15 protein-coding genes are annotated in these 23,232 nt (G+C 47.8%); 14 read left to right on the forward strand and 1 reads right to left on the reverse strand.

The window, feature by feature from the left end; translation table 11 throughout:
- The first annotated feature begins 100 nt into the window (after positions 1-100).
- Positions 101-3,412 (forward strand): cytochrome c biogenesis protein CcsA, encoded by a 3,312-nt coding sequence (gene ccsA, locus ACSBL2_RS08690; protein ID WP_442591297.1) that lies wholly within the window; start codon positions 101-103, stop codon positions 3,410-3,412.
- Between the two features lie 58 nt (positions 3,413-3,470).
- Here ccsA and ACSBL2_RS08695 read toward each other — a convergent pair whose 3' ends face one another.
- Complete coding sequence (locus tag ACSBL2_RS08695) at positions 3,471-4,052, reverse strand: Crp/Fnr family transcriptional regulator (protein ID WP_442591298.1); 582 nt, start codon at positions 4,050-4,052, stop codon at positions 3,471-3,473.
- A gap of 169 nt (positions 4,053-4,221) precedes the next feature.
- On the opposite strand from ACSBL2_RS08695, the gene ACSBL2_RS08700 reads away from it, so the two are divergent.
- The 13 genes from ACSBL2_RS08700 to ACSBL2_RS08760 all read left to right on the forward strand — a co-directional run bounded on the left by ACSBL2_RS08700 (position 4,222) and on the right by ACSBL2_RS08760 (position 23,222).
- A complete protein-coding gene (locus ACSBL2_RS08700; RefSeq protein WP_442591299.1) occupies positions 4,222-5,292 on the forward strand; it encodes an SDR family oxidoreductase in 1,071 nt (356 codons plus the stop codon).
- A gap of 97 nt (positions 5,293-5,389) precedes the next feature.
- Entirely contained in the window at positions 5,390-5,974 is a 585-nt protein-coding gene (locus tag ACSBL2_RS08705; protein WP_442591300.1) for a helix-turn-helix domain-containing protein, read from the forward strand.
- 452 nt (positions 5,975-6,426) lie between these two features.
- Positions 6,427-8,838, forward strand: coding sequence for a TonB-dependent receptor plug domain-containing protein (locus ACSBL2_RS08710; RefSeq protein ID WP_442591301.1), 2,412 nt, complete (start codon positions 6,427-6,429; stop codon positions 8,836-8,838).
- Between the two features lie 28 nt (positions 8,839-8,866).
- Positions 8,867-10,168 (forward strand): RagB/SusD family nutrient uptake outer membrane protein, encoded by a 1,302-nt coding sequence (locus ACSBL2_RS08715; RefSeq protein ID WP_442591302.1) that lies wholly within the window; start codon positions 8,867-8,869, stop codon positions 10,166-10,168.
- Positions 10,168-13,236: a SusC/RagA family TonB-linked outer membrane protein gene (locus ACSBL2_RS08720; RefSeq protein WP_442591303.1), complete on the forward strand. Its 3,069-nt coding sequence runs from the start codon at positions 10,168-10,170 to the stop codon at positions 13,234-13,236. The genes ACSBL2_RS08715 and ACSBL2_RS08720 overlap by 1 nt, the downstream gene beginning before the upstream one ends.
- Positions 13,237-13,372: 136 nt before the next feature.
- Positions 13,373-14,899, forward strand: coding sequence for a RagB/SusD family nutrient uptake outer membrane protein (locus ACSBL2_RS08725; protein ID WP_442591304.1), 1,527 nt, complete (start codon positions 13,373-13,375; stop codon positions 14,897-14,899).
- Between the two features lie 19 nt (positions 14,900-14,918).
- Positions 14,919-15,557 (forward strand): fasciclin domain-containing protein, encoded by a 639-nt coding sequence (locus tag ACSBL2_RS08730; RefSeq protein WP_442591305.1) that lies wholly within the window; start codon positions 14,919-14,921, stop codon positions 15,555-15,557.
- A gap of 13 nt (positions 15,558-15,570) precedes the next feature.
- Positions 15,571-16,407 carry a hypothetical protein gene (locus ACSBL2_RS08735; RefSeq protein WP_442591306.1) on the forward strand — a complete coding sequence of 279 codons (837 nt, stop codon included), beginning with the start codon at positions 15,571-15,573 and terminating at the stop codon, positions 16,405-16,407.
- A 6-nt stretch (positions 16,408-16,413) separates the two neighbouring features.
- Complete coding sequence (locus ACSBL2_RS08740; protein ID WP_442591307.1) at positions 16,414-18,048, forward strand: LamG-like jellyroll fold domain-containing protein; 1,635 nt, start codon at positions 16,414-16,416, stop codon at positions 18,046-18,048.
- A 12-nt stretch (positions 18,049-18,060) separates the two neighbouring features.
- Positions 18,061-18,546: a hypothetical protein gene (locus ACSBL2_RS08745; RefSeq protein ID WP_442591308.1), complete on the forward strand. Its 486-nt coding sequence runs from the start codon at positions 18,061-18,063 to the stop codon at positions 18,544-18,546.
- 16 nt (positions 18,547-18,562) lie between these two features.
- The gene (locus ACSBL2_RS08750) at positions 18,563-20,092 is read left to right on the forward strand and encodes an Ig-like domain-containing protein (protein ID WP_442591309.1); all 1,530 of its coding nucleotides are present in this window, start codon (positions 18,563-18,565) and stop codon (positions 20,090-20,092) included.
- Between the two features lie 22 nt (positions 20,093-20,114).
- Complete coding sequence (locus tag ACSBL2_RS08755) at positions 20,115-21,488, forward strand: aspartate aminotransferase family protein (RefSeq protein WP_442591310.1); 1,374 nt, start codon at positions 20,115-20,117, stop codon at positions 21,486-21,488.
- 36 nt (positions 21,489-21,524) lie between these two features.
- A complete protein-coding gene (locus tag ACSBL2_RS08760; protein ID WP_442591311.1) occupies positions 21,525-23,222 on the forward strand; it encodes an alkaline phosphatase family protein in 1,698 nt (565 codons plus the stop codon).
- The last annotated feature ends 10 nt before the right edge of the window (positions 23,223-23,232 follow it).

The following is a 23,232-nucleotide window of genomic DNA, read 5'->3' on the forward strand; positions in this document are numbered from 1 at the left end:
TATCATCTTATTATCTTTTTTTCGAAAATTTTCCTGCCACCACATAAAAAATATCTAATATGTGGCGGTCTGGAATAATAAGGCACAATAAACACATCAAATGATTTCACAATTCAGTAAGATTCTCTTCTCTACCCGAACCATGGGTACGCTATTACTCTTTTATGCATTCTCCATGGCACTGGCCACTTTCGTAGAAAACGATTATGGAACAGCGGTTGCCAAAGCGCTGATTTACAATTGCTGGTGGTTTGAGCTGGTGATGTTTTTCCTGATTTTAAACTTTATCGGTAACATCAAAAGATACCAGTTGATCTCGTTGAAAAAACTGCCGCTCCTGGTCTTCCACCTGGCTTTTATTGTGATTTTCATTGGTGGTTATGTCACCCGTTACATCAGCTTTGAAGGTTCTATGCATATCAGGGAAGGAGAGTCGAGTAATGATGTCGTGTCTGATGCGACTTTTTTCAAAGTACAGATCGGTCAGGATGACCAGGCCCTTGCCTATGATGATGTACCGGCAATACTGATTTCTAACAATGTACCCTGGTACCTTAAGCCTTTCAAGAAAACATTTTTTTCGCAGTATGACTATAAGGGGCAAAGGGTAAGGATGAAGGTAGTTGACTTTTATGCCCGTGCGCAGGACTCGCTGGTCTTACATCCGGCAGGAAAGCCTGTTTTACACCTGGTGGTATTGGAAAATGGCAAACGTGTCAATAAATATATCCAAACCGGCAATGTACAGCTGATCCAGAACATGATCATCAGCTATAACAAACAAACCGCTGGTGCAATCAATATTACAGATGGCTTTGGTGGGTATAAGATTTCCTCACCCTATGAAGCCAATTATATGATCATGGCGACCCAGGAAAAAAAAGGGGTAAAGGGTAACAATGAGGAGCAGGAATTCCACCTGAGAAGCCTTTATACGTATGGCGGACTTACCTTTGTTGTTCCAGAACCTGCCCGCCCTGGCCATATCATCTATTACGAAGGCGATAAACGTACGCATGAACATGACCTGGATTTGGTGAAGGTGGAAGTGACAACGGCCAATAATGTAGATACCGTCTCTTTTTACGGCGGTAAGGGAATGACCAATTTTCAGTTTCAGAGTGAGATTGGTGGTTTGCCGATTGCTATGGCCTATGGCTCAAAAATTTATAAAGCTCCATTCTCCCTGAAGCTGGTTGACTTTAAAATGGAGAAGTATCCGGGCAGCAATAGTCCGGCCGCCTATTCTTCTGATGTGATGATCCAGAACGGTCCCGATGAGCGTCCTTACAAAATATTTATGAACCATGTTCTCGACGAGGATGGTTACCGCTTTTTTCAGTCGAGTTTTGACCAGGATGAACTGGGGACAGTACTTTCGGTGAACCACGATTACTGGGGTACAAATATTACCTATATCGGCTATACCCTATTATTTGCCGGCCTGTTTGTGACACTGTTCTGGAAGGGAACGCATTTCTCCAAACTCAACGAACAGCTAAAAACCATTTCACGCTCCAAAACCTTATTGTTGCTGCTGGTTTTTCTGCCGGGAGCCACAGCATTTGGTCAGGAGATAGACATGCATGGCAGGGATGGAAAAACACCGATGCCCCAAATGGCAGCTCCTGTGCAGGAAGCACCACACGATCATAGTCAGCATGACCATCTACATGCGGCCGATAGTACGGCAACAGCTGCTCCGGACCATAACCATGTGGCAGACATGCAGCGTTTGCTCGCCGGACAGGCAGTAGATGCGGCAAGTTTTGCCGGAACGATCCGTACGGACCGCGACCATGCCGACAGTTTTGGCCGCTTGCTGGTCCAGAATTTTGATGGCCGTATCGAGCCGGTCAATACGCTGGCCCTGGAAATTCTGCGCAAACTGTACCACAAGGATAAATTCTATACGCTTAATGCGAATCAGTTTTTCCTCTCTGTATCTACGCTGCCATTCGACTGGGTGAATGTTCCTTTGATTAAGGTAGGCAGTAAGGGAGGCCCTGGTTTACTCAGCGCTGTAAAGGCCAATGGAGAAGGATACACGACCATGGTGAACCTGCTGAGTTTAAGTCAGGATGGCACAATTGATTTCCGTCTGAAAGATGATTACCTGAAAGCATTTGCGAAAAAGGCATCTGAACAAAATGGTTATGATAAAGATGTGATTGAGCTCAATGACAAATTGCAGGTGATGCAACAATTGCTTAATGGACAATACCTGAGGATATTCCCTGTGGAAGGGGATGCCAATAATACCTGGGTAACGCCACCTGCTCCTGCGGCAGACGGCGCGGCGGCTTTGCAAAATCCCGCGACAAGTTATCTGATGAGTATCTTTCAGGCTACACAATCGGGAAACTGGGCCATTCCTAACCAGAAACTGGATAGCCTGAAACAAATACAGTTTCAATTGGGTAAGAAAGTAGTGCCATCGCTTTCCAAAATTGATATGGAAGTGCGTTACAATTCCTGGAATATTTTCCTCAACCTGATGATTACCTATGCTTTATTGGGTACCGTTATCCTGGCATTGGCTTTTGGCAGTTTGTTCCGCCATTCCGGTGTCTTGTCAAAAACAGTGAATTTTGTCCTGGTGCTCATCAGCATGGCTGCACTTTTACAGCTGTTCGGCCTGGCGGTGCGCTGGTATATTTCGGGCCATGAACCCTGGAGCAATGGCTATGAGGCGGTCATGTTCATCAGCTGGATCGGTGTGATGTCGGGATTGTTGTTGTACAGGAACAGTAATGCCTTTATCCCTGCCGCCGGTTGTCTCATTGCCGTCATCCTGATGGGATTTGCACATGGGGGCTCACAGATGAACCCGCAGATTACCCCGCTGGTGCCGGTGCTTAAATCTTACTGGCTGATGGTACATGTGGCCATTATTACTTCGAGTTACGGTTTCTTCGGTTTAAGTGCCCTCCTGGGGATGGTGGTATTGCTCTTGTACATCATCGACCATAAAAAAATCAGTGCAAAAGTGAAAGCTTCTGTGGTAGAACTGACCCTTGTCAATGAGATGTCGCTCACTGTAGGTATCTTCTTACTTACTGTTGGGACTTTCCTCGGTGGGATCTGGGCGAATGAAAGCTGGGGCCGTTACTGGAGCTGGGATCCTAAAGAAACCTGGGCCTTTATTTCGGTTATAGTATATGCATTTGTGCTGCACGTAAGGCTAATTCCTAATTTAAGAGGGAAATATCTTTTTAACCTATTGTCGCTGCTTGCTTTTTCAGTAATCATCATGACCTATTTTGGCGTGAATTATTACCTGACCGGCCTCCATTCTTATGCACAGGGTGATCCTGTTCCTATCCCTGCATGGGTGTATGTAACGGTGACCATTGTTGCCTTACTGGCGATTGTTTCTTACCGCAGGTATAAAGTGAGGTCCTGGAAATAACTTGCGCTGAAAACACGAGGGGATGACTTGCCGGGCTTTCAAAAGCCTTTGGCAAAGTTTACCTGCGCAGCGCGAGGTTCTTCTTGATGCGGCTCAGTGTTTCCGGTGCAATACCCAGGTAGGATGCAATAAGGTTTTGGGGAATGCGGTTGATGATCTCGGGATTGGAGCAGATGAGCTGCAGGTATTTTTCCTCAGCCGTATGGGTAATTGAACTCATCAGCCTTTTTTCCTTGGTGGCAAGGCTGTTTTGGTAAAGGATCCGGAAATAGCGATCCATTACCGGAACAGCAAGAGTCAGCGCCTCATAATTTGCCCTGGAAATCAGCAGCAGTTCCGAGTCTTCTATGGCGTCTATATGGAACACAGCGGGTTCTCCCGACAGGAAGCTATTGAAATCCGACAGCCACCAGCCTTCCCAACCAAAAATACTCATGTGTTCGACGCCTTTTTCATCTACATTATACGTGCGCAGGAGTCCTTTCGCAACGAATGTCAGGTACTTGCAAACCTCTCCCTCCTGAAGCAGGTATTGCTTCTTCCTTAAGCGTTTCGCAGAAAAAAAGGTGCTGAGCATTTCCCTGTCGGCATTGCTGAGGGAAACTTTTTCTTCTATGTGCTTGAAAAGTATATCGATCATAAGCTGCTGTTATCTCCAGACAAAGATAAATTTTAGATTCGTAAACCATTCAGCAAGTCTTCAGCACTTGCTTGATCTGGATCAATCGAATTACTTGACGCAGGTCAAGTGTAGGGGGATAATGGGAGGCTAGATTTGTATAAGAAGTTTTTAAGTCTAAAAATAAGGTATGATGAATAAAGTAGCATTAATAGTAGGTGCCAGTGGCATTACGGGAAGCAACCTGGCGGAAAGCCTGATTTCCGAAGGCTGGGAAACCTACGGGCTTGCCCGAAACCCGAATACGGAGAACAAAGAGCTTAAACCGATAGCTGCAGACCTGCTGGATCCCGAAGGGTTAAGGTCTGCACTGGCAGCAATCAGGCCAACACATGTATACATTACCACCTGGATGCGCAACGAAACAGAAGCGGAGAATATTCGGGTAAACGGATTGATGGTCCGCAATATATTGAATGTTTTATCGGACAAAAAATCGGTTGAACATGTGGCGCTGGTTACAGGTTTAAAACACTATCTCGGTCCATTTGAAGCTTACGCAGTGGAAGGGTTCCTGCCGGAAACCCCATTGAGGGAAGAACATCCCCGGCTTGACCTGGAGAATTTTTACTATGCCCAGGAAGATGAGGTATTTGCTGCCGCTGAACGGGATGGATTTACCTGGAGCATCCACAGGCCACATACGGTGATTGGCAAGGCCGTCGGAAATGCGATGAACCTTGGAACGACCCTGGCAGTATACGCTAGCATTTGTAAGGAAACAGGGAGGAAATTTATCTGGCCGGGATCTTCGGCGCAATGGAATGGCCTTTCAGATGTGACCGATGCCAGGGTATTGGCCGGGCACCTGATTTGGGCATCAACTACAGCTGCGGCAAGGAATCAGGCCTTCAATGTAGTCAATGGTGATGTGTTTCGCTGGAGCCGCTTATGGAACCGTATAGCCGCCTACTTTGGTGTGGAGCCAGTGGGTTTCAGCGGTGAAATTCAACCGCTGGAAGATGAAATGGCCAATGATGCCGCTGTATGGAGGCAGATAGCGCAAAAACACGGACTAAAAGAAGCGGAAATCCTTCGTCTGGCTTCAGCATGGCATACCGATCTTGATCTGGGCAGGCCGATAGAGGTCATGACCGACATGTCAAAAAGCCGGAAAATGGGCTTCAAAGTTTTTCAGGATACAGAAGACACCTTTTATGATTTGTTTGAGCAATTGCGTACCTCCGGATTAATTCCTTAAGGCGTAGGGATAAATACCTGATTGATGGGGTGGGAATCTCCTCTTTTTTTCTTTGCTTTGGATAATACGGGGAAATAGGTACATTCGCAAAATTGATATGAGAGAAGATATTCTGATCCAGATAGGAACCCAAATTAAAGAACGCAGAAAGAATAAAGGAATTACTGTTCAGGAGCTTGCAGATAAAGCCTCTGTGAGTAAAGGCCTTATTTCTCAGATCGAAAACAGCAGGGTGGTTCCCTCCCTGATGGTTCTGATTGATGTGATCAGAGCCCTGGATGTAGATTTAAATGTATTCTTTAAAGACATAGACAGGGAAAACTCCGTCAAGACCATTTTGGTGAAGCGGAGGGATGAGTATTACTACTTTGAAAAGGAGCAGGCGCTGGGATTCCGGTATCACCGGATATTCACCAGGAACATGGAAAAGTCTACGCTGGATATTGTCTTGCTCGAACTGGAGCCCAATGCCAAGAGGCCCCTGGTTGAAACACAGGCTTTCGAATATAAATATATACTGTCTGGTGAGATCGAATACCAGTTTGAAGAGGAAACCATACGCCTGAGTGCCGGTGACTCCATGTTATTCGATGGCCGCATCCCGCATACCCCAAGAAATATCGGGGCATATAATGCAATTATGCTGGTGGTGTATTTTTTTGAAGAACAACCTGTTCGTTAAGAAAATACCTCCATACCTATATGACCAGATCTGGTAAATATCATGATCATCTTAAAACCTCATTTGTTAAGTGTCACTTAACAAATGAGGTTTTTTTGTTTTTCCTTAACGCCTGTTCATCTCCTGGGGATATGGAGGTGTACTAAGTATCTGACTCCGGTAACTGACTGGACGGCTTTCATTAGAGGGCTGCGGATCTGATCGGTTTGCTGTCTATTTATTTGCTTAAGTGCTTGTTTTTCTGACATACTATCTCTATGTTCTTCTTCTTTATTAGAATTCAGCATCTTCCCTCTATTTATTGTATCCAAAACCAAAGTTCACAATTCTTTAATTTTCACATCTTATTATCTTAATAAACATTGTTTAGTATTGCTTAACAATTAGCACGGAGGTGTACGCTGCTTCCTGACGATTCGGACAAGGGGATAAAAACAAACTTTATAGATAATATGGAATTACTGCCCAAATGTATTTGGAAAACTGTGTTTCTTTTTCTCGTGCCCTTCGGAATGACGAAGCAGGTGGCTGCCCAGGATTCCCTGGTAGCAGACAGTGCCCTTCGGTCCAACAGGACGGGAATAGAGAACCTGCTACAGGGGAATGTAGCCGGACTAAGAATTAAAAGCTGGTCGGGTGCAGCTGGTGCCCAATCTTTAATCAACCTCCGCGGACTGAGCCTGGATCCTTCCGACCAATCTGCCATGCCACTTATCCTGGTCAACGGGGTGCAAATTATCGGGAGTCCCTCTAACATTACCGGTATTAACCCCCTGAGCTATTATTCTGCTGACCAGGTGGAGCGGATTGAAGTGATTAAAGACATCGACCAGCTGGCTGCTTTTGGTGTCCAGGCTCCGAATGGTGCCATTAATATCATTATGAAAGAGGGTAAACCCGGAGCAATCCATATTCGTGCAAGCGGATTTGCCGGACCGAACTTTCTGCAGGATATGGATTACCGCAAAGATGCTTTTTACAATTTCAACACTACCGGCCGCAGGGCAGTGTATCAACAGGGAACAATGATCCATGAACAGAATGTAACGGTAGACGGCGCGGGAACATATGGCTCTTACCTGTTCGGCTTAACCAATCACCAGGACAACGGAATAACAAGAGGAACCAGTTTTGGCAGGCAATCCCTGTTCCTGAATGCGCGTTACCAGATCTCCAAACAATTTTCTGCACATTTCTATAATAACCTGGCACTGACCAGCCGTAAAGGCCGGTATGCCGGTGATGTGGACAGAAGTCTGCTGTTACCAGTGATCAATGACGAAAGCTTTTTTATGGACAAGAACCGGAATGTTGGCCTGACTTCATCCATAGGCCTGAACTACCAGTTCAATCCTGAATTTAAGCTCAGTTCGGTAGCCGGTTTATCTTATGAAGGTGCCGACCGCGATCTGTATGTTCCATCTGCTGTGTTGGATGGCAATATCTATGCTTCCAGCGCAACTTATAAAAGGCAGCTGATTACCCTGAACACCTCTGCAAACTATCTGCATGATTTTTCTAAAAAGCTGAGGTTGGATATGACGCTGGGAAATGAGATCAGGACCATTGACAACAGGCTGACTTCCGTGAATGGCTCACGCAGCTTAGAGAGTGGCGGATCAGATTTCGTGAAGGTGGTCAATGGATACAATGCTTCGCAAATCAATGCTTTATCTGACCGGGAGATGGAAAAGCTTCTCTCTTTCTACGGGATATGGAAATTAAAGTATGCGGAAGACCTGGTGTTAAACCTGGTGCTTCGTGCAGACGGCAGTACATTTTATGATAAGAAATGGGCGCTTTACCCGGCAGCAGGGTTGAATTACGACCTGAAGAATAAGCTCAGGCTGCCGTTGAGTATCCATGCTGCATTTGGGAAGACCGGGATGCTGAGTGGCCCTGAAGTTTACCGCGGACAGCTGGAGGCTTATGGGGAATATTATGGAGGGACTGAACTTGGTATAGGTACAGCTTACCGTGCTTTCCCTGATGCGCAGAGTGTGTCTGTATATCAGGCCGATGCAGGGATAACGGTAAGCATCCTTCCTTCCCTGGATGTATCGGCCGGTTACTTCAGTAAAACTTATCAGGATTTCACTTACCAAAGATTCCTTCCGAACATCAGTGGGATAGATTACCAGTATGAAACCGGTGGCTCCCTGGGACTGTCGGGACTGGAGTTTAACCTCGAAGGACGCTGGCTGAACACCCCAAATTTTAGCTGGTCTACCGCACTGAACTTTGCCTCCTACAGGAATAAAGTAAAAAAACTGCCGGCTGCTGTGGAAGAAACCAGTCTTGCCTACCTGGCTGCACTGTCGAATGGTGATGCCCTCAGCTCCCTGGTTGCCTACGAAGGAAACCAGCAGAAAATTATTGGGAACAGTGAACCAAAAGCATTTGGTGGCATCAGCAATACACTGAGGTATAAAAATATCTCTGCGAGTATGACTGTCACCTATTCCTGGGGGGCGGATGTGGCTGCAGAATCCTTCAGCAGCAGGTATGATACCGATGTTACAGGAACTACCTTCCCTTTAAAGAATTCAGAGACTCCATACTATACCACCAGCACAGGTGCTGAGGGACAGACGATTTATCAGGGAATCCGATCCATCGAAGATGCAAGTTTCATCCGGCTCAACAGGGCTGCCATTACCTACCATTTTGGCCCCATGCGCAATGGGCTGAAGTCACTGAGTGACCTCCAGGTATTTGTCCGCGGGGAAAACCTGCTGACACTTTCAAAATACAGCGGCATCAATCCTGAAGAGAATATAGCCGGAATACGCAGGTATGACCTGGGAACTACAGGTACGCCCTTGCCTTCCTCCGTAGTACTGGGATTAAAAGTGGTTTTTTAAGAAAGATGATACAAAAAAAATAAGCGATATGAAATTTTGGAAGTTCATTCCGGTCGTAGTGCTGACCATCCTTACTTCGTGTGAGGACTCCCTAACGATCGATGATGTAGAAAACAGGACGGTGGTGCGGGGTTATTACAACTCTGCCGAACGTATAGAACAAGCTGTCATTGGAAGTTATGTCAACCTGAGGAGGGCACTGCTGGCCAACCATGCCTGGATGATGTACGGGGAAGCCCGGACAGGGGACCTTACGGTTATAGCGGAATATAACCAGGCGGTACTGAGCCAGAACCTTGGTTCAAATAACCGCCAGCTGATACAGCTTTCTGACTGGGGTTATTTTTATGATGCCATTAAGGATGCCAATGACGTACTGGAAATTGTCGAAACAGCCAGCCCCGGTTTACTGAGTGCTTATCAGCGCCGTCTGTTTAAGGGAGAAGCACTGGCATTGAAATCGATGGCCTATTTTTATGTGGCCCGGATCTGGGGGGATGTACCTTCTGCCGAGAAGAACAATTTCGGGCTGCGCCTGAGCAATCAGGATGCGGTGGGCATGGCTGCAGCATGGGCAGCAGAGGCCAGGGGACTTCTCCCATGGATGCTCCTTAATGAAAGCGGGATTGAAAGTACGGCATTGACAGCAGTCAGGTTTAACCGAACCGCTATTACTTCGCTGCTGGTACAGGAAGAACTCTGGTTAAAGAAAGATGTGGATGCGCTCAGCACATTGCGCAATACCTTTACGGAGCTTACGCAGGACAGCCTGTCAAATTTTGGCCTTTCAACGGGAACTGACAGAAGGTTTGAAATTCCGGAGAACCCTCTTGCAGCAACAGTGCTTTACATGCCATTAAGCAAGCTGAACGAGATCTATCCGCAGGGTGATACACGCCGTACCGCGTTATTTACCATTTCCACTACCCAAAACCGGGCTACCTTAATTGCCAGGGAGCAAAATATCCTGCAACTGTTACCGGTAACGGAAATACCATTGCTCTTTGCTGAAGCCGCATGGCGTGCAGGGAACCTGGAAGAGGCCAAGACAAAGTTGATTGCCGCTGCGGCAGGAGCCAGGGAAGATTACTCTACCCTAAACGAAGCTACCTTCGGAAATGCACTGCTGAAGGAAAGGCAACGCCTGTTGCCAGGAACCGGACAACGCATGTTCGACCTGATCAGGTTTGCTGAGGTCAGTACCCATATCCCGGCATTCACGGCAAGTGATGTGCAAAACGGGGCAGCATACTGGCCGCTCTCGGCCAGCAGCATGAAAGGCATTTCATGGAGTCAAAACAATTACTGGTTATCGAAAAATAAATTATAATGAAGGCATTTATACAAGGAGCTTGTTTTCTTTTTGCGGCACTATTGTTTCCAATGTGCGTGATCGCTCAATCAGTAGTCACGGGCAAGGTCATTGACCTGCGCGGACAGACCATACCCGGGGCGACCGTCAAGGTCAAAGGAAAAAATACGGGAGCGGTTACAGACGGATCCGGCGTTTTTCGCCTGCAGCTCCGCACAGGAGAGGTGCTGGTCTGTTCGTATATCGGTTACCATCCACGGGAAGTGGTGTACAGGAATGCCGCCGACCTGACCATCACACTGACGGAAGACAGTAAAACGTTAGGGGATGTATTGGTGGTAGGGTATAAAACGCAGTCCAGGCAGGAAATTACCGGTGCTTTAACGTCCATTAAGATGGATAAGGTGACAGAGGGACAGGTTGCCGAGTCTTTTGAATCACTGCTCCAGGGGCGTGTTGCCGGAGTAAACATTCAACTGAATTCTGGCGAACCCGGGGCTACACCGGCAATTATTATCCGTGGTCTGGCCGCAGTAAGCCGTGATGATGCTTCGGCTGTGTCCGAACCATTATATGTGGTGGATGGTATTCCTATTATCTCAAAAACGAGCGGTGAGTTTGCCATTACAAGCACCAATGTGATGGCGGATTTAAATCCGAGTGATATTGAAGATGTCGTTGTCCTTAAAGATGCTTCTGCCGCAGCGATCTACGGATCGAGGGCGGCGAACGGAGTGATCCTGATTACAACTAAAAAAGGGAAGACGGGTAAGCCCCAGATCAACCTGAATATCCGTACAGGAATTAACTTCGTGCCGCAGCTGCGGGATGTTGCAGGTGGAAACCTTGAACGCCAGCAGGTGAGTCGCTTATATGACCTTTATGCTCCTTACGGCACATTTATGCCGGCGGTTTATACCGATGTCACCAACCCGTTCTACCACAATTCATCAGACTGGCAGGGGTATTTGTACAATACCTCAGTGACGCAGGATTATAATGCCTCCATCCGCGGTGCGGGAGATTTTGGCCAGTACAGTATCAGTATGGGCTATATGGATAATGAGGGGATCCTGTTCAATACCGGCTTCAAGCGCTACAGCACCATGGCCGGAACAACCTTTAATGCCTTTGATAAAAAGCTGATTATTAACAATACGCTTGCGGTGTCGAGAACAGACCAGCAAAGGAGTCCGGATGCATTGTCCACCAATTATTCCACGTTGATGCCCCTGCCCAACAATCCGCTGGTACAAGGTGCAGAAGTGTACAAGGATGGCCGGTTTTCGAATGTGAATGACCGGGTGCGTTTCAGTACGGATGCCTCCTTTAACTTTGTTAAGGACCTCAGTTATAAAGCGAGTGTGAGTGTGGAATACCTGCGTACCATGGTCGATTCAGCGTCCACCTCGCGTCGTACTTTGCTGACAGACAATAAAAGTGGTTCCGGAGAAAACAGGAACCTGCTTTTCCAGCATACGCTAACCTACGCACCGAAATTTGGTGATGGCCATAGCCTGAGTTTGCTGCTGGGACAGAGTGCTGAAAAAACAGAAGCGAAGGTGACCACCGTAGGCAGCGTGGCCAGTGCAGCTACACTTTCCCAGACGGTCAACTGGCCAAAAGGAGAAGCCATCGGTAAAAGCGATTATACGGCCAGCAGCCTGATGTCTTATTTCAGTCGCTTCGACTATTCCTTCAAACAAAAATACCTGTTTGGTGCATCGATCCGTACCGACGGTTCATCTAAGTTTGGACAGTCCAATCGCTGGGGGATTTTTCCTTCTGTGTCTGCAGGATGGAACTTCAGCAAGGAAAACTTACTTTCCAGGCTGAGCTGGCTAAGCAGCGGTAAGATACGCGGTAGTTATGGTTTGTCAGGAACCACCTGGAGCAACGATTACCTGGCGCTGGGAATCATGAATGGCGGGTCACTGGATCGTTATAACTCCCTCCTTGAAATTACCTACGGTGGGATAGGAGGGTTTACCCCCACCTGGCAGGATGGTTTCAAAAATGAGGACCTTACCTGGGTAAAAACAAGGATGGGGAATATTGGTGTGGACCTTTCCCTGTTCAATAACAAGATAGAATTTATTTTTGATGCCTACGAGAAGGTCACCAAGGGATTGCTGCTGACCACCTCATTGCCTACTACTTCCGGATATAACGAGGTGTACCGTAATGCCGCCGATGTATTGAACCGCGGACTGGAATTTACGGTAAACACCAATATTGGGATCAGCAAAAACTTTAGCTGGAACACAGGGCTCAACTTCGCTTACAACAAAAACCGTGTCATTGGTCTCCCGGATGGAAATGCTGACATCGTCAGGATCAGTAAGTCGGGCCAGGACTTTGGCTCTGTTGTACGGTCGGGAGCCCCGTTAAACGGTTTCTTTTTTTACCAATCGCAAGGCATTTATCAGACAGAAAGCCAGATTCCTATAGATCCCAAAACCGGCCGAAAACTGGTGGGACTGCAGAACAAAGCGCTGACCGTTGGTGACCGTAACTTCAAGGACCAGAACTGTGATTACCGCATAGATGCTGCCGACAGGGTTTTTGCGGGTGATCCCAATCCAAAATGGACCGGAGGATGGACAAATGATTTCAGCTATAAAGGGTTCAACCTGAACGTGGTTTCGACCTTTATCATCGGCAGGGATATTGTCAATACGGAATTACTGAAGAGGCTCAGGTACGGCAAAGACTTTGCCGGAGGTACCTCCCTGCCCGACTTCAGCAAATATTCGATCTGGGAAAAAAGTGGTGATGATGCGAAGTATCCAACCCTGAATCCCTGGGGTGGTGTTTCACAGATCTTTGACTATGACTCTGAATACATTGAAGACGGTTCGTACTTCAAAATCAAGTCTGCCACACTTTCCTACACCTTCAGCAAGAAAACAACACCACGACTTCCCTTCGAAAGGGCAAGGGTGTATTGTACGGTCGACAACCTCGTCACTTTTCAGAAATACAGCGGGCCGGATGCCGAACTGGTAACCCTGGAAGGTTTCGACAATTCGGGAGGATATCCTATGCGCAGAATGTTGCTGTTCGGAATTTCATTAGGGTTATGATGTGTCATCACCTTGAAACCGGGCCGTGTTGAGCTCAGGCATACAAATAAAACTGAACACTGGTGAATAAACCGCAGAAAACAGCCTGAAGGCAAAAAAATATAATAAAAAACCACTGAAAATTAATTATACGCAGATGAACAATAAGATAATTTCACTAGGACTGCTCCTGGTTCTCCTCACCGGCGCGGGTTGTAAAAAATGGTTGGACGAGCTTCCCATCAATACCGTCACAGAAGACCAGGCCTGGCGTACAGGAAGTGACGCTGAAGGTGCTGTGGCAGCTGCTTTTGCTATTTTTCGCAGGGGATTGTCCGGACTAACCAAGGAAGACACCCCGGCTACTACCCGGAACGGATCATGGGGCGATTACTATTTCTGGGGGGATGCGCGTTCCGGTGACTGGATTACACCGAGCAATGATGGTGACTGGAATGCCTGTTTTCAAAACCACCTGTTGCAGCGTACAGAACTGGAGCCGCTCACCAACTGGCGCCTTTTCTACCGTGCCATAGAGCAATGCAACCTGATCCTGGAAAAAATGCCGGAGATTACCACCGGTCTTACCCAGGAAAGGAAGGTCCAATTGCTGGCGGAAGCACGTTTCCTGAGGGCAATGTCGCATTTCTATGCAGCAAGGATCTGGGGAGATGTTCCTATCAACATGAAAGCCCGCAATGTGGAGCCACTGGGCAGGGAACCGCTGAATACGGTGATGCAAATGGTCGTGTCTGAAGTTGATAAGGCATTGCCTGATCTTCCATGGCAATACAAAGGGACACGCAAAGAATCCATGTCAAGAGGAACAAAAGGTGCAGCATTAGCGCTGAAAGCGCATGCCAGCATGTGGCTGAAAGACTATCAGGGTGCTGCTGATGCCATCCAGGAAATTATGAATTCCAACACTTTCAAGCTGGTGACTATGGAGGAACTGCGTTCCCTGTTTGATGCCGGCGAATCGGAGGAAATTATTTTTGAGATGTACTATGACCGGAATAAGGGGGAGTACTCAGATTATTACGGTCATATCATGACCTATTACCTGACCAATCCCTATACCTCCAGGGGCGACCTGTCACTGGCTGTACCAAGATCAAAAATCCTGGAAATTTATCCGGACTATGCAAGGGATAAATCTGATAAAAGGGTTGCTGCATTTTTTCAAAGCATTGATAATTCTGTGGGCAACAATGAGCTGCGGCCGGTATTTGCCGATCCTCTCCAAAATGGAGAGCGGGCAATCATGTTTGCCAAATTCAGAAAAGTTAAAGACAGGAGTTACAGCCTGATGGATGCGCCGGTTCCCATATTTCGTTATGCGGACATGCTGCTCTTAAAAGCAGAGGCCGATGCACGGTTGGGCAAGGTAACCGAGGCATTGGGATACCTGAATGAAGTGCGTGTACGTGCAGGCATCCCACGTTTTGAACGTAATGATGTGCCGGTGGTGCTGGACGAAGTGCTGGCAGAACGCCGCCGGGAATTGATTGGTGAATACCACCGGGTATATGACCTGGTTCGCCTGGGGCGCCTGCATGAATTCAATAGCTATGTAACCGTCCAGGGTGAAAAAGATGGGGCAGGATTTTGTCCGGTAAGTGACGAAGCTTTTGCCAACAATCCCCGGATGCAACAAACCTACTACTGGCAGTTTAACCAATAATCTCAAATACGCAGACGAAATGACCAAACTAATTAAAGCAATCGTATTCATCGGCATGATCTTCAGCATGGGCTGCAGTGATAGCTATTTTGCTGATGGTGGTAATATTCCTGAAAATCAGTCGGGTGTCTTAGGGGTGTCCACCATGGATTACCTGAAAAACAATCCCGTGCAATTTGATACCCTCGCTACCCTGATCCGCATGACCAACCTGGAAACGGCGGTCAATGCAAAGGGGAATACCTTTTTTGCGCCAAGGGATTATTCCATCTTCAACTATTTCCAGCTTATTTTTCCCGATCCGGAAAAAAGACCTGCCTCACTGGCGGAGATTCCCCAGGAGGAACTGGATAAAATTAAGGTGATGCTGGAAAATTACATTGTACCCAACCAGGAAATCCTAAGGGGTAACCTGGCCAGTACCTACAGTTATGCCACTACTGCCGGAGGCAGAAAGTCGCGCTTTAATGTGGTAAAAGAAGACTATCTGGGCAATGTAAACATGGGTGCACAATTTGTGGTCTTCTCCCTCAATATGAGCCCTGAAGGGGTGCGGGAGGTGTACCAATCTGTTCAGGTTACTGCGGCAGACCTGCGGTCGACCAATGGCATTGTGCACATACTTACCTCTGAAACACACATTTTAGGATTTAACTAATTAAAGTAAACGCATGAAAAAATCAGCTAGTTTTTTAATGATGGTGGCTTTTGCAGGTGGTTTGCTACTGCTCAATGCCTGCACTAAAATTCCTATGGAGGGAAGCATCGCTCCGGATATCATTTACAAAAACAGGAAACAATATGCCATATCCGGTCTTCAGCAGAATATCGGGGAATTTCAGTCTTCTACTTCTACTTTACCCCTCCGGTTTGAAATCATGGAGGTCAGGGAGCTGAATGGTAAAAGCATTGCCAACCTGAATGAGGAAGTCGCCGTTGTGCGGTACATCGCCCCAATTGTTGGCAATGAAAGTCCTGCCGAACTCCTGTTAAAGACCGATACGGTAATGACGCCTGCCATCAGCATCAATCCCAATACCGGTCAGCTGGAAATACTGGAAGGTAACCATATCCCGGCCGGGGAATACCATTTTGACATCCAGGTATCCAATCAGTCGGGCAGCAGGCTTCTCCGCGATGCGCTGGTGATCGAATTCAAGGAATTCGAGCTGCGTACATGGGATGCCGGGATGGGCCGGCAGCCGGAAATTGAGCGCATTGGCGACACGCCCAACCAGATCCGTTTTATCGGGTACCTGGATGATGCCCCTTTGAGTGGCGAGCAGATCGATTTTACAAGGAACCGTTCCGCAGGGTTTAAGGGAACCTTTGTAAATGATACCAATGATGGGGAGATCTGGAATGTGAACTTCCCTGTAAAAGAATCGGACACCTGGTGTACCTGGAAAATGACAGATCCCATCAGCAATGCCATTACGTATCAGGGACACAACTTCAATTTCGTGATCGGCCTTCCCGGCAATTATGTCATTCGATTATACAAATAGAAAAATATGAAATGCTTTTTTAAATACTCCTGGTTAATGCTGACCGCCATGCTGATGGCCAGTCAATATTCTTTAGCACAAACCACTAAAACCAAAAAAATCCTGGTAATTGGTGTAGATGGCATTATCAACACCGCCATAGATTATGCCGCTACCCCGGCAATTGATAAACTGACCGCCGATGCGTCCTACAGTATGAATGGTTATGGCGGTGTCCCTGCCTATGCAAGCTCAGGCTGGGCTTCACTGCTCACCGGGGTATCGTCTGACAAGCATGGGGTATCGGTGAATCAATCCTTCAGCGGGAACCGGTTCAGCCAATATCCTTCGGTAGTCAGCCGCATCAAATCCGGCGTAGCTTCCATCGTTGTGGCCTCTGTAGTCCGCACGGCAGAAATCAACACCCTTCTAAACCAGAGTGCTGACCATAAATTTCAATATGGGTCGGATGATGAAGTCTATACGAAATCGCTGGAACTGGTGAAGCAAGCGGACATGGGCGCCGTTTTTGTCCAGTTCAGCAGTCCTTCCGAAGTTGGACAAAGCGTAGGTTTTCAGCTTCGTCAGGCACGTTATGTGCTGGCTATCCAAAAGATAGATGAATATGTTGCAGGCCTCCATGCTGCGATTGAGGCACGTTCAACCTATGCCAGTGAAGACTGGAATATTTTCCTGGTCTCCACCCATGGTGGAACAGAATCCGGGCAGCCACAAAGTACAAGTCCGGAAGAAATCAATGTCCCGATCATCCTTTCCGGAGCAGAACTGGACAACAAGGAGCTGGTGGGGTCTGCAATGGCAGCAAAAGAAAATGCAGACAACATCCTGACCCTGAACAAGGCGGCTTCAGGCGACCGCACCTATGTCCGCGTACCGATTAAGGGAACACCTTTGAGGGGAATGGACAAATTTACGATTGAATTTTGGGTAAAGGCGGGCAGCAATGAAAGTGATCCGTCGATCATAGGTGATAAAGACTGGGATTCGGGCGGCAGGCCGGGATTCACCATCTGCAGAAGCGGAACAAGCTGGAAGATAAACTTTGCGAACGATAAAGAAGGGCGTTATGATATCAATGCCGGTAAGGTGCTGGAAGATGGCAACTGGCATCACCTGGCCGTTACGTTCGACAAAACCAAAATATGTATGTTATACCAGGATGGGGAGAAGGTTGCAGAGTCCGCACTGGCCTATAAAGCAGAAGACAGTATGGCTTCCCCCTTCGATTTCCTGTGTCTTGCACAGGATGGCACGCAGACTTACAGCGGCGGGGCACCCAACTGGGCGGGTTCATTCAACGAGGTGCGGATCTGGACTGAAGTGCTTCCGGCGGCTACCATCCGCGAATACATGTACCTGAGAAATATAGAAAGCAGCAACCATCCCAATAAAACTGCACTGAACCTCTACCTGAAAATGGACGATGTAAGGGGTTCCGTAGTGCGCGATTACAGTGGAAAGGGCAATAACGGAGAATTGATCGGTCTGGCCAATGAACGTCATCCTTACTATCCGATTGGTCTCACGGACGTTGCCGTGAACATATTGAGCCATATGGGGATGCGTCCCGACGGCAGCTGGGGACTGGAAGGAACCATCCTGAAATCGAACGTTCCCTTCCGACTATTTAAAGTTAACTAATCACTATTTGATATGGCAAAGAGATTGAATTTAAAAACAGCTTTCACAGTGCTTACTGCATTTCTGGTATTGGCATCCGGCAGTTCCTGTACAAAAGATGTATTGCGCCCGGATGAACTGAGCAGCAACCAACTGATCGCAGGCAGGGTAGGTGGTACCTGGGCCATGCCGCGGCAGATTATCACCCCGGAAAACGTACCGGCAGATGTATTTGGATCCATGCGTCTGGTATTCACCACCGATGAGGCAGGTAATCCGGTCAAATTTATGGCACAGGACTGCCCTATAATTTTTGGAAATGCCATGGAAGGCACTTGGGGTGTGACCGAGCTGCAGGACAGCGCAAGGGTAAACCTGAAAAATGCGGGTCCGGTGGATGACTTTAAAATTAAAGTCAACGCCACCTCAATGACCATTTCCTTCCACATGGGTTGGGAAAATACCGATACAAAAGCAACAGGCAGGGGGACTTTCAGTGCCACATTAACCCGTCAATAAAAATATAAACAGAGACATGAAGAATTTTGACAATAAAGCATTTCTACCATTCGCATCACTCGTATTGGGCCTGGCCCTGTTCAGTGCTTGTAAAGAAGAATTTGACCATACGATAGACACGGCAAACCCGGTCATTGTAAGTTATAACCCCAGTGCTACTGCAGAAGGGATTGCTGTGAGCAGCAACCTGGTTCTCACTTTTGATGAAGTGATCAAAAAAGGAACCGGAACAATCCTCATCAGCAGTGAAAAAGGCAGTCAGACCATAGAGGTGACTTCTGATGCTGTCGTGATTAGCGCTGATAAACGTATCCTGATCATCAATCCCCCGAATGACCTGGAACCAGATGAGCATTATACGGTGAAGATTGACCAGGGAATTGTAACCGATTTACTGGGCAACAAATACATTGGTACGCCGGGAGGTTTTTCATGGACTTTCAAAACTGTAGGTACAAGTGGACTGGCGCTTACAGCATTGAATCCTATTCCGGGGAGCAATGATGCTTCCCTCTTCAAGCTCGAATTGAATTTTGCGGCAGACATCGTCAAGGGTTCAGGAAATATCACCGTATTCGAAACCATGGGTAACGTTAAGGTCGCTGAACTATCTGTAGCGGGTCAGGCTGTTCAGTTAAATGGTAAGCGAATGACCGTCAGGTTAAACACGCCGCTGAAATTTGCCACAAGTTATTACGTCCTTGCCGATGCCGGTGCAGTGCTGGACGCTCAGGGCAAAAGTTTTGAAGGATTCTTAAGCCCTGAATCCTGGAGTTTCAGTACCATCAGTGGAAGTGGCAATAGCCTGGTGGCTTATCTGCCAATGGACAACGATTTATCTGATGCCAGCGGAAACCGCTTTGATGCCATGTCTGGCGACAATGCTTCGGCCCAGGTGAGTTTCATCAACGACCCGGAGCGTGGCAGGGTCGCTTCATTTGTCGCGGGATCTTATGCCGTATTGCCGAAACATGATTTATTGAGACCTGCGCTTACACAAAGCTTTAGCTTTAGTATTTGGGTTAAAATGAAAGGTATTGGCTCAGATCCGGCTATATTTTCTAACTCCAACTGGGACAGCGGGGGTCTGCCCGGCTTTGTGCTCGCTACCGATGATGCCAATAACTATACCGCCGGTCCGGGATCATCCGGAAGAGGCTGGCTGCTTAAACTTGCGGGTGATGCCGGAGGGGTAGCCAACAGGATGGACTGGAGGGCAAGTGAAATGTCGCCCCAGGCTCCTGCCGTTGGAGACGATAAATGGCACATGCTCACTGTAGTGGTCAACCAGGCCACCAAACGCCTCCATGTTTACCTGGATGCCAAAGAATATTCCAAAGCAACACCTTTCGATCTCAATAACATCAAAGGGCCGCTGTGGCATGCGGCGCAGGACTACCCATTTACCATATGGGAAGATGGTTCCGGAGTATATAACAGTGGGGATGACACACGAAAAACCCTGAGCGGACTGGTGGATGACGTGCGGATTTACAACAAAGCCCTCAGTCCGGAAGAGGTAACCGGCATCTTTTTAACGGACTAATCTATTGCTAAAGGAAACAGAAATGGAAAGAAAATATTTGAATACCGAAGGAGATCTCAACCTGAGCGGACGCCGTAAGGAATGGAACGAGGGGCTGGAGGACGAGCACACGAAAGACTTATTGCAAAGGGATTCGCAGCATTTTCTGCACCAGGCACTTTCTACACCCTGCCTGGATGTAATTGTATCTGCTGAAGGAATCAGGCTAAAAAGTCAGTCGGGAAAAACATACATCGACTTCCATGGCAATAGCGTCCACCAGCTCGGATACAACAATCAATACATCATCAACAGGGTAAAGGCGCAGCTGGACCAGCTGCCCTTCTGTCCGCGAAGATATACCAATGAACCGGCCATAGCACTCGCTGAGCGGCTGTCTGCACTAACAGGCCATGCCCTTAGTCGCGTACTTTTTGCTCCCGGAGGGACTTCTGCTGTTGGAATGGCCCTGAAACTGGCGCGGATCTATACCGGCAAATACAAAACCATAGCCATGTACGACTCCTTCCACGGGGCATCCATGGATAGCATCTCCCTTGGCGGGGAATATGTTTTCCAGCAGGACCTGGGGCCATTAATGGCGGGCAGTGTACATGTTCCTCCGGTAGATACCTACAGGGGAATGTGGTTCAATCCCAACAGCCAGCCTGGTGAAGACATTGGTTATGCCGATTATCTGGAATACGTCATTGAAAAAGAGGGAGATGTTGGTGTGCTGGTTGCGGAAACTATCCGCAGCACCACCATTCATGTCCCTTCCGCAGCTTACTGGAAACGGGTGCGCGAGATCTGTGATAAACACGGGGTATTGCTGGTCTTCGATGAAATCCCTATTGGGCTGGGGCGTACCGGAAGCATGTTTGCCTATCAGGATTACGGCATAGTGCCGGACATCCTGGTTTTGGGGAAGGGATTGGGTGCAGGGCTTGTGCCCATGGCGGCAATAGTTTGCAAAGAGGAACTGAATGTAGCTTCCCATGTCTCATTGGGTCATTTCACGCATGAAAAAAGTCCTTTGGGTGCCGCTGCGGCGCTGGCTGCATTCGATTACATGGAAGAACACCAGGTTCTGGCGCATGTAGCGCTGTTAGGCGAATTGATGGGGCAACGCTTGTACAAGATGCAGGAACGGTTTGACTTCATAGGTGATATCCGTGGAAAAGGACTGCTGTGGGGGGTAGAAATAGTAGCAGACCGCGTGACCAAGCAGAAAGACAGCAATTCTGCGGAATGTATCCTTTACAGGTGCCTGGAGCTTGGGCTAAGCATGAAAGTATCTGATGGAAACGTGCTCTCGCTTTATCCTCCCCTGATCATGTCCACCGCGGAGCTCGTCGAGGCCCTTGACCTGCTGGAAGAGGCCATCGCCTATGCGGATGAAAAATGCGCGAAATAAAAAAATTAAATCACACTGTTGAAAAAAAATATAAAGATGAAATACAATCAAATCCTGTGGACTACTCTGTTGCTCCTTAATGCAGCAACTGGCTGGTCTCAAGACAATAAAACTGCTCCGAAGGACATCCGGCATGTGGTGGTCATTGGTATAGATGGCTTAAGCCCCGATGGGATACGGAAGGCCCCGACTCCGGTAATGGATAAGATGATCGCCGAAGGCTCCGTGAAATGGAATGTCAGGACGGTACTGCCTTCCAGCAGCAGCCCAAACTGGGCTTCCATGATTATGGGTGCCGGACTGGAAGCACATGGAATCCTGGATAACGACTGGGAAATGAAAGATGCCTCCCTGCCGCCTATTGCTGCCGGGCCATCGGGTCTGTTTCCTACTATTTTTTCTGTAGTAAAAAAAGCAAAGCCGGAGGCTGAGATCGGTGCAGTATATCATTGGGATGGTTTTGGCCGTCTGGTGGAAAAAGAAAGCCTGTCGTACGACAAACACTTTGACTCTGAAGATGAATCCACCAACGACTTTGTTGCTTACCTGCAACGTAAGAAGCCCACGCTCGCCTTCCTTCAGCTCGACCATGTTGACGGTGCGGGCCATGGTGCAGGCCATGGAACAATACCCTATTTTGAATCGATTGCCAAAGCAGACTCCCTGGTCGGTGTCATCCTCAGGGGACTGGAAAAATCGGGCATGATGAAACATACGTTGGTTATCATCACCTCAGACCATGGCGGTGTTGGTTACGGTCACGGTGGTGCAACTCCTGCGGAAGCAGAAATTGCCATGATATTTTATGGTCAGGGGGTGAAGCAGGGATACAAGGTAAAACAACAGGTCTATACCTATGACCTGGCGGCCAGCATTGCTTTTGCGCTGAAGGTTACTCCTCCATATGTATGGACCGGACGACCGGTGAAGAGTGCCTTTGCCGGATTTGGGGAACCGGAAAACTTATGGTTAGGCAAGGAGCTGATTCCATCGCCTGTAATCTATCCTGACAAATATCTTTTCGCACAGGCGGGCGGACTGTATAAAGATAAACAGCCGACAGTTAAAATAGAGGCAGTTATGCCTGATACGGAAATCCGGTATACGCTCGATGGAAGTCAGCCAGGGCCAGGTGCCCAGCGCTATAGCGGGCCATTTGCACTCGACAAAACAACAGTCGTAAAAGCACAGGCATTCGACAAGTCCGGTAATGAGAGCCTGGTCAGCAATGCCTATTTCAGGCTGGTCAAATCCAATCAGGGCAATGGGTTAAAAGTCAGTTTTTTCCTGGGAAAGAATTGGGCTGCGCTTCCCGATTTCAAGAAACTGACAGCCAACAAGCAATGGGAGAGTGATGAGTTCAACCTCGACCGTGGGTTTCTGCTTCCCCTGATGGGAAAAGGCAGCAATTTCGCACTCTCGTTCGATGGATACCTGGACATCCAAACTGATGGGGAATATACCTTCTACACCCAATCTGATGATGGCAGCGAACTCTACATTAACGATCAAAAAGTAGTCGATAATAATGGTTCGCATGGTGTAATTGAACGTTCGGGAAAAATTAACCTCAAAAAAGGAAGGCATGCTATAAAAGCACTTTATTTCAATGAAATGGGTGGTTTTTGGCTCGAAGTATTCTATGCCGGGCCGGGACTTGCCAGGCAGATTGTACCGGCAGACCGGCTGTTCCTTAAGCCGGCTGAAAAACAGATGGAAAAATATAATTATTAAAACAGAGATA

This window comes from Pedobacter sp. AW31-3R (assembly GCF_052180285.1).
GTDB lineage: Bacteria > Bacteroidota > Bacteroidia > Sphingobacteriales > Sphingobacteriaceae > Pedobacter.

What these genes read in the sequence shown, in the direction of transcription:
- ccsA (WP_442591297.1), top strand. Translation starts at nt 101, where the DNA reads ATGATTTCACAATTCAGTAAGATTCTCTTCTCTACCCGAACCATGGGT.
- ACSBL2_RS08695 (WP_442591298.1), bottom strand. Translation starts at nt 4,052, where the DNA reads ATGATCGATATACTTTTCAAGCACATAGAAGAAAAAGTTTCCCTCAGC.
- ACSBL2_RS08700 (WP_442591299.1), top strand. Translation starts at nt 4,222, where the DNA reads ATGATGAATAAAGTAGCATTAATAGTAGGTGCCAGTGGCATTACGGGA.
- ACSBL2_RS08705 (WP_442591300.1), top strand. Translation starts at nt 5,390, where the DNA reads ATGAGAGAAGATATTCTGATCCAGATAGGAACCCAAATTAAAGAACGC.
- ACSBL2_RS08710 (WP_442591301.1), top strand. Translation starts at nt 6,427, where the DNA reads ATGGAATTACTGCCCAAATGTATTTGGAAAACTGTGTTTCTTTTTCTC.
- ACSBL2_RS08715 (WP_442591302.1), top strand. Translation starts at nt 8,867, where the DNA reads ATGAAATTTTGGAAGTTCATTCCGGTCGTAGTGCTGACCATCCTTACT.
- ACSBL2_RS08720 (WP_442591303.1), top strand. Translation starts at nt 10,168, where the DNA reads ATGAAGGCATTTATACAAGGAGCTTGTTTTCTTTTTGCGGCACTATTG.
- ACSBL2_RS08725 (WP_442591304.1), top strand. Translation starts at nt 13,373, where the DNA reads ATGAACAATAAGATAATTTCACTAGGACTGCTCCTGGTTCTCCTCACC.
- ACSBL2_RS08730 (WP_442591305.1), top strand. Translation starts at nt 14,919, where the DNA reads ATGACCAAACTAATTAAAGCAATCGTATTCATCGGCATGATCTTCAGC.
- ACSBL2_RS08735 (WP_442591306.1), top strand. Translation starts at nt 15,571, where the DNA reads ATGAAAAAATCAGCTAGTTTTTTAATGATGGTGGCTTTTGCAGGTGGT.
- ACSBL2_RS08740 (WP_442591307.1), top strand. Translation starts at nt 16,414, where the DNA reads ATGAAATGCTTTTTTAAATACTCCTGGTTAATGCTGACCGCCATGCTG.
- ACSBL2_RS08745 (WP_442591308.1), top strand. Translation starts at nt 18,061, where the DNA reads ATGGCAAAGAGATTGAATTTAAAAACAGCTTTCACAGTGCTTACTGCA.
- ACSBL2_RS08750 (WP_442591309.1), top strand. Translation starts at nt 18,563, where the DNA reads ATGAAGAATTTTGACAATAAAGCATTTCTACCATTCGCATCACTCGTA.
- ACSBL2_RS08755 (WP_442591310.1), top strand. Translation starts at nt 20,115, where the DNA reads ATGGAAAGAAAATATTTGAATACCGAAGGAGATCTCAACCTGAGCGGA.
- ACSBL2_RS08760 (WP_442591311.1), top strand. Translation starts at nt 21,525, where the DNA reads ATGAAATACAATCAAATCCTGTGGACTACTCTGTTGCTCCTTAATGCA.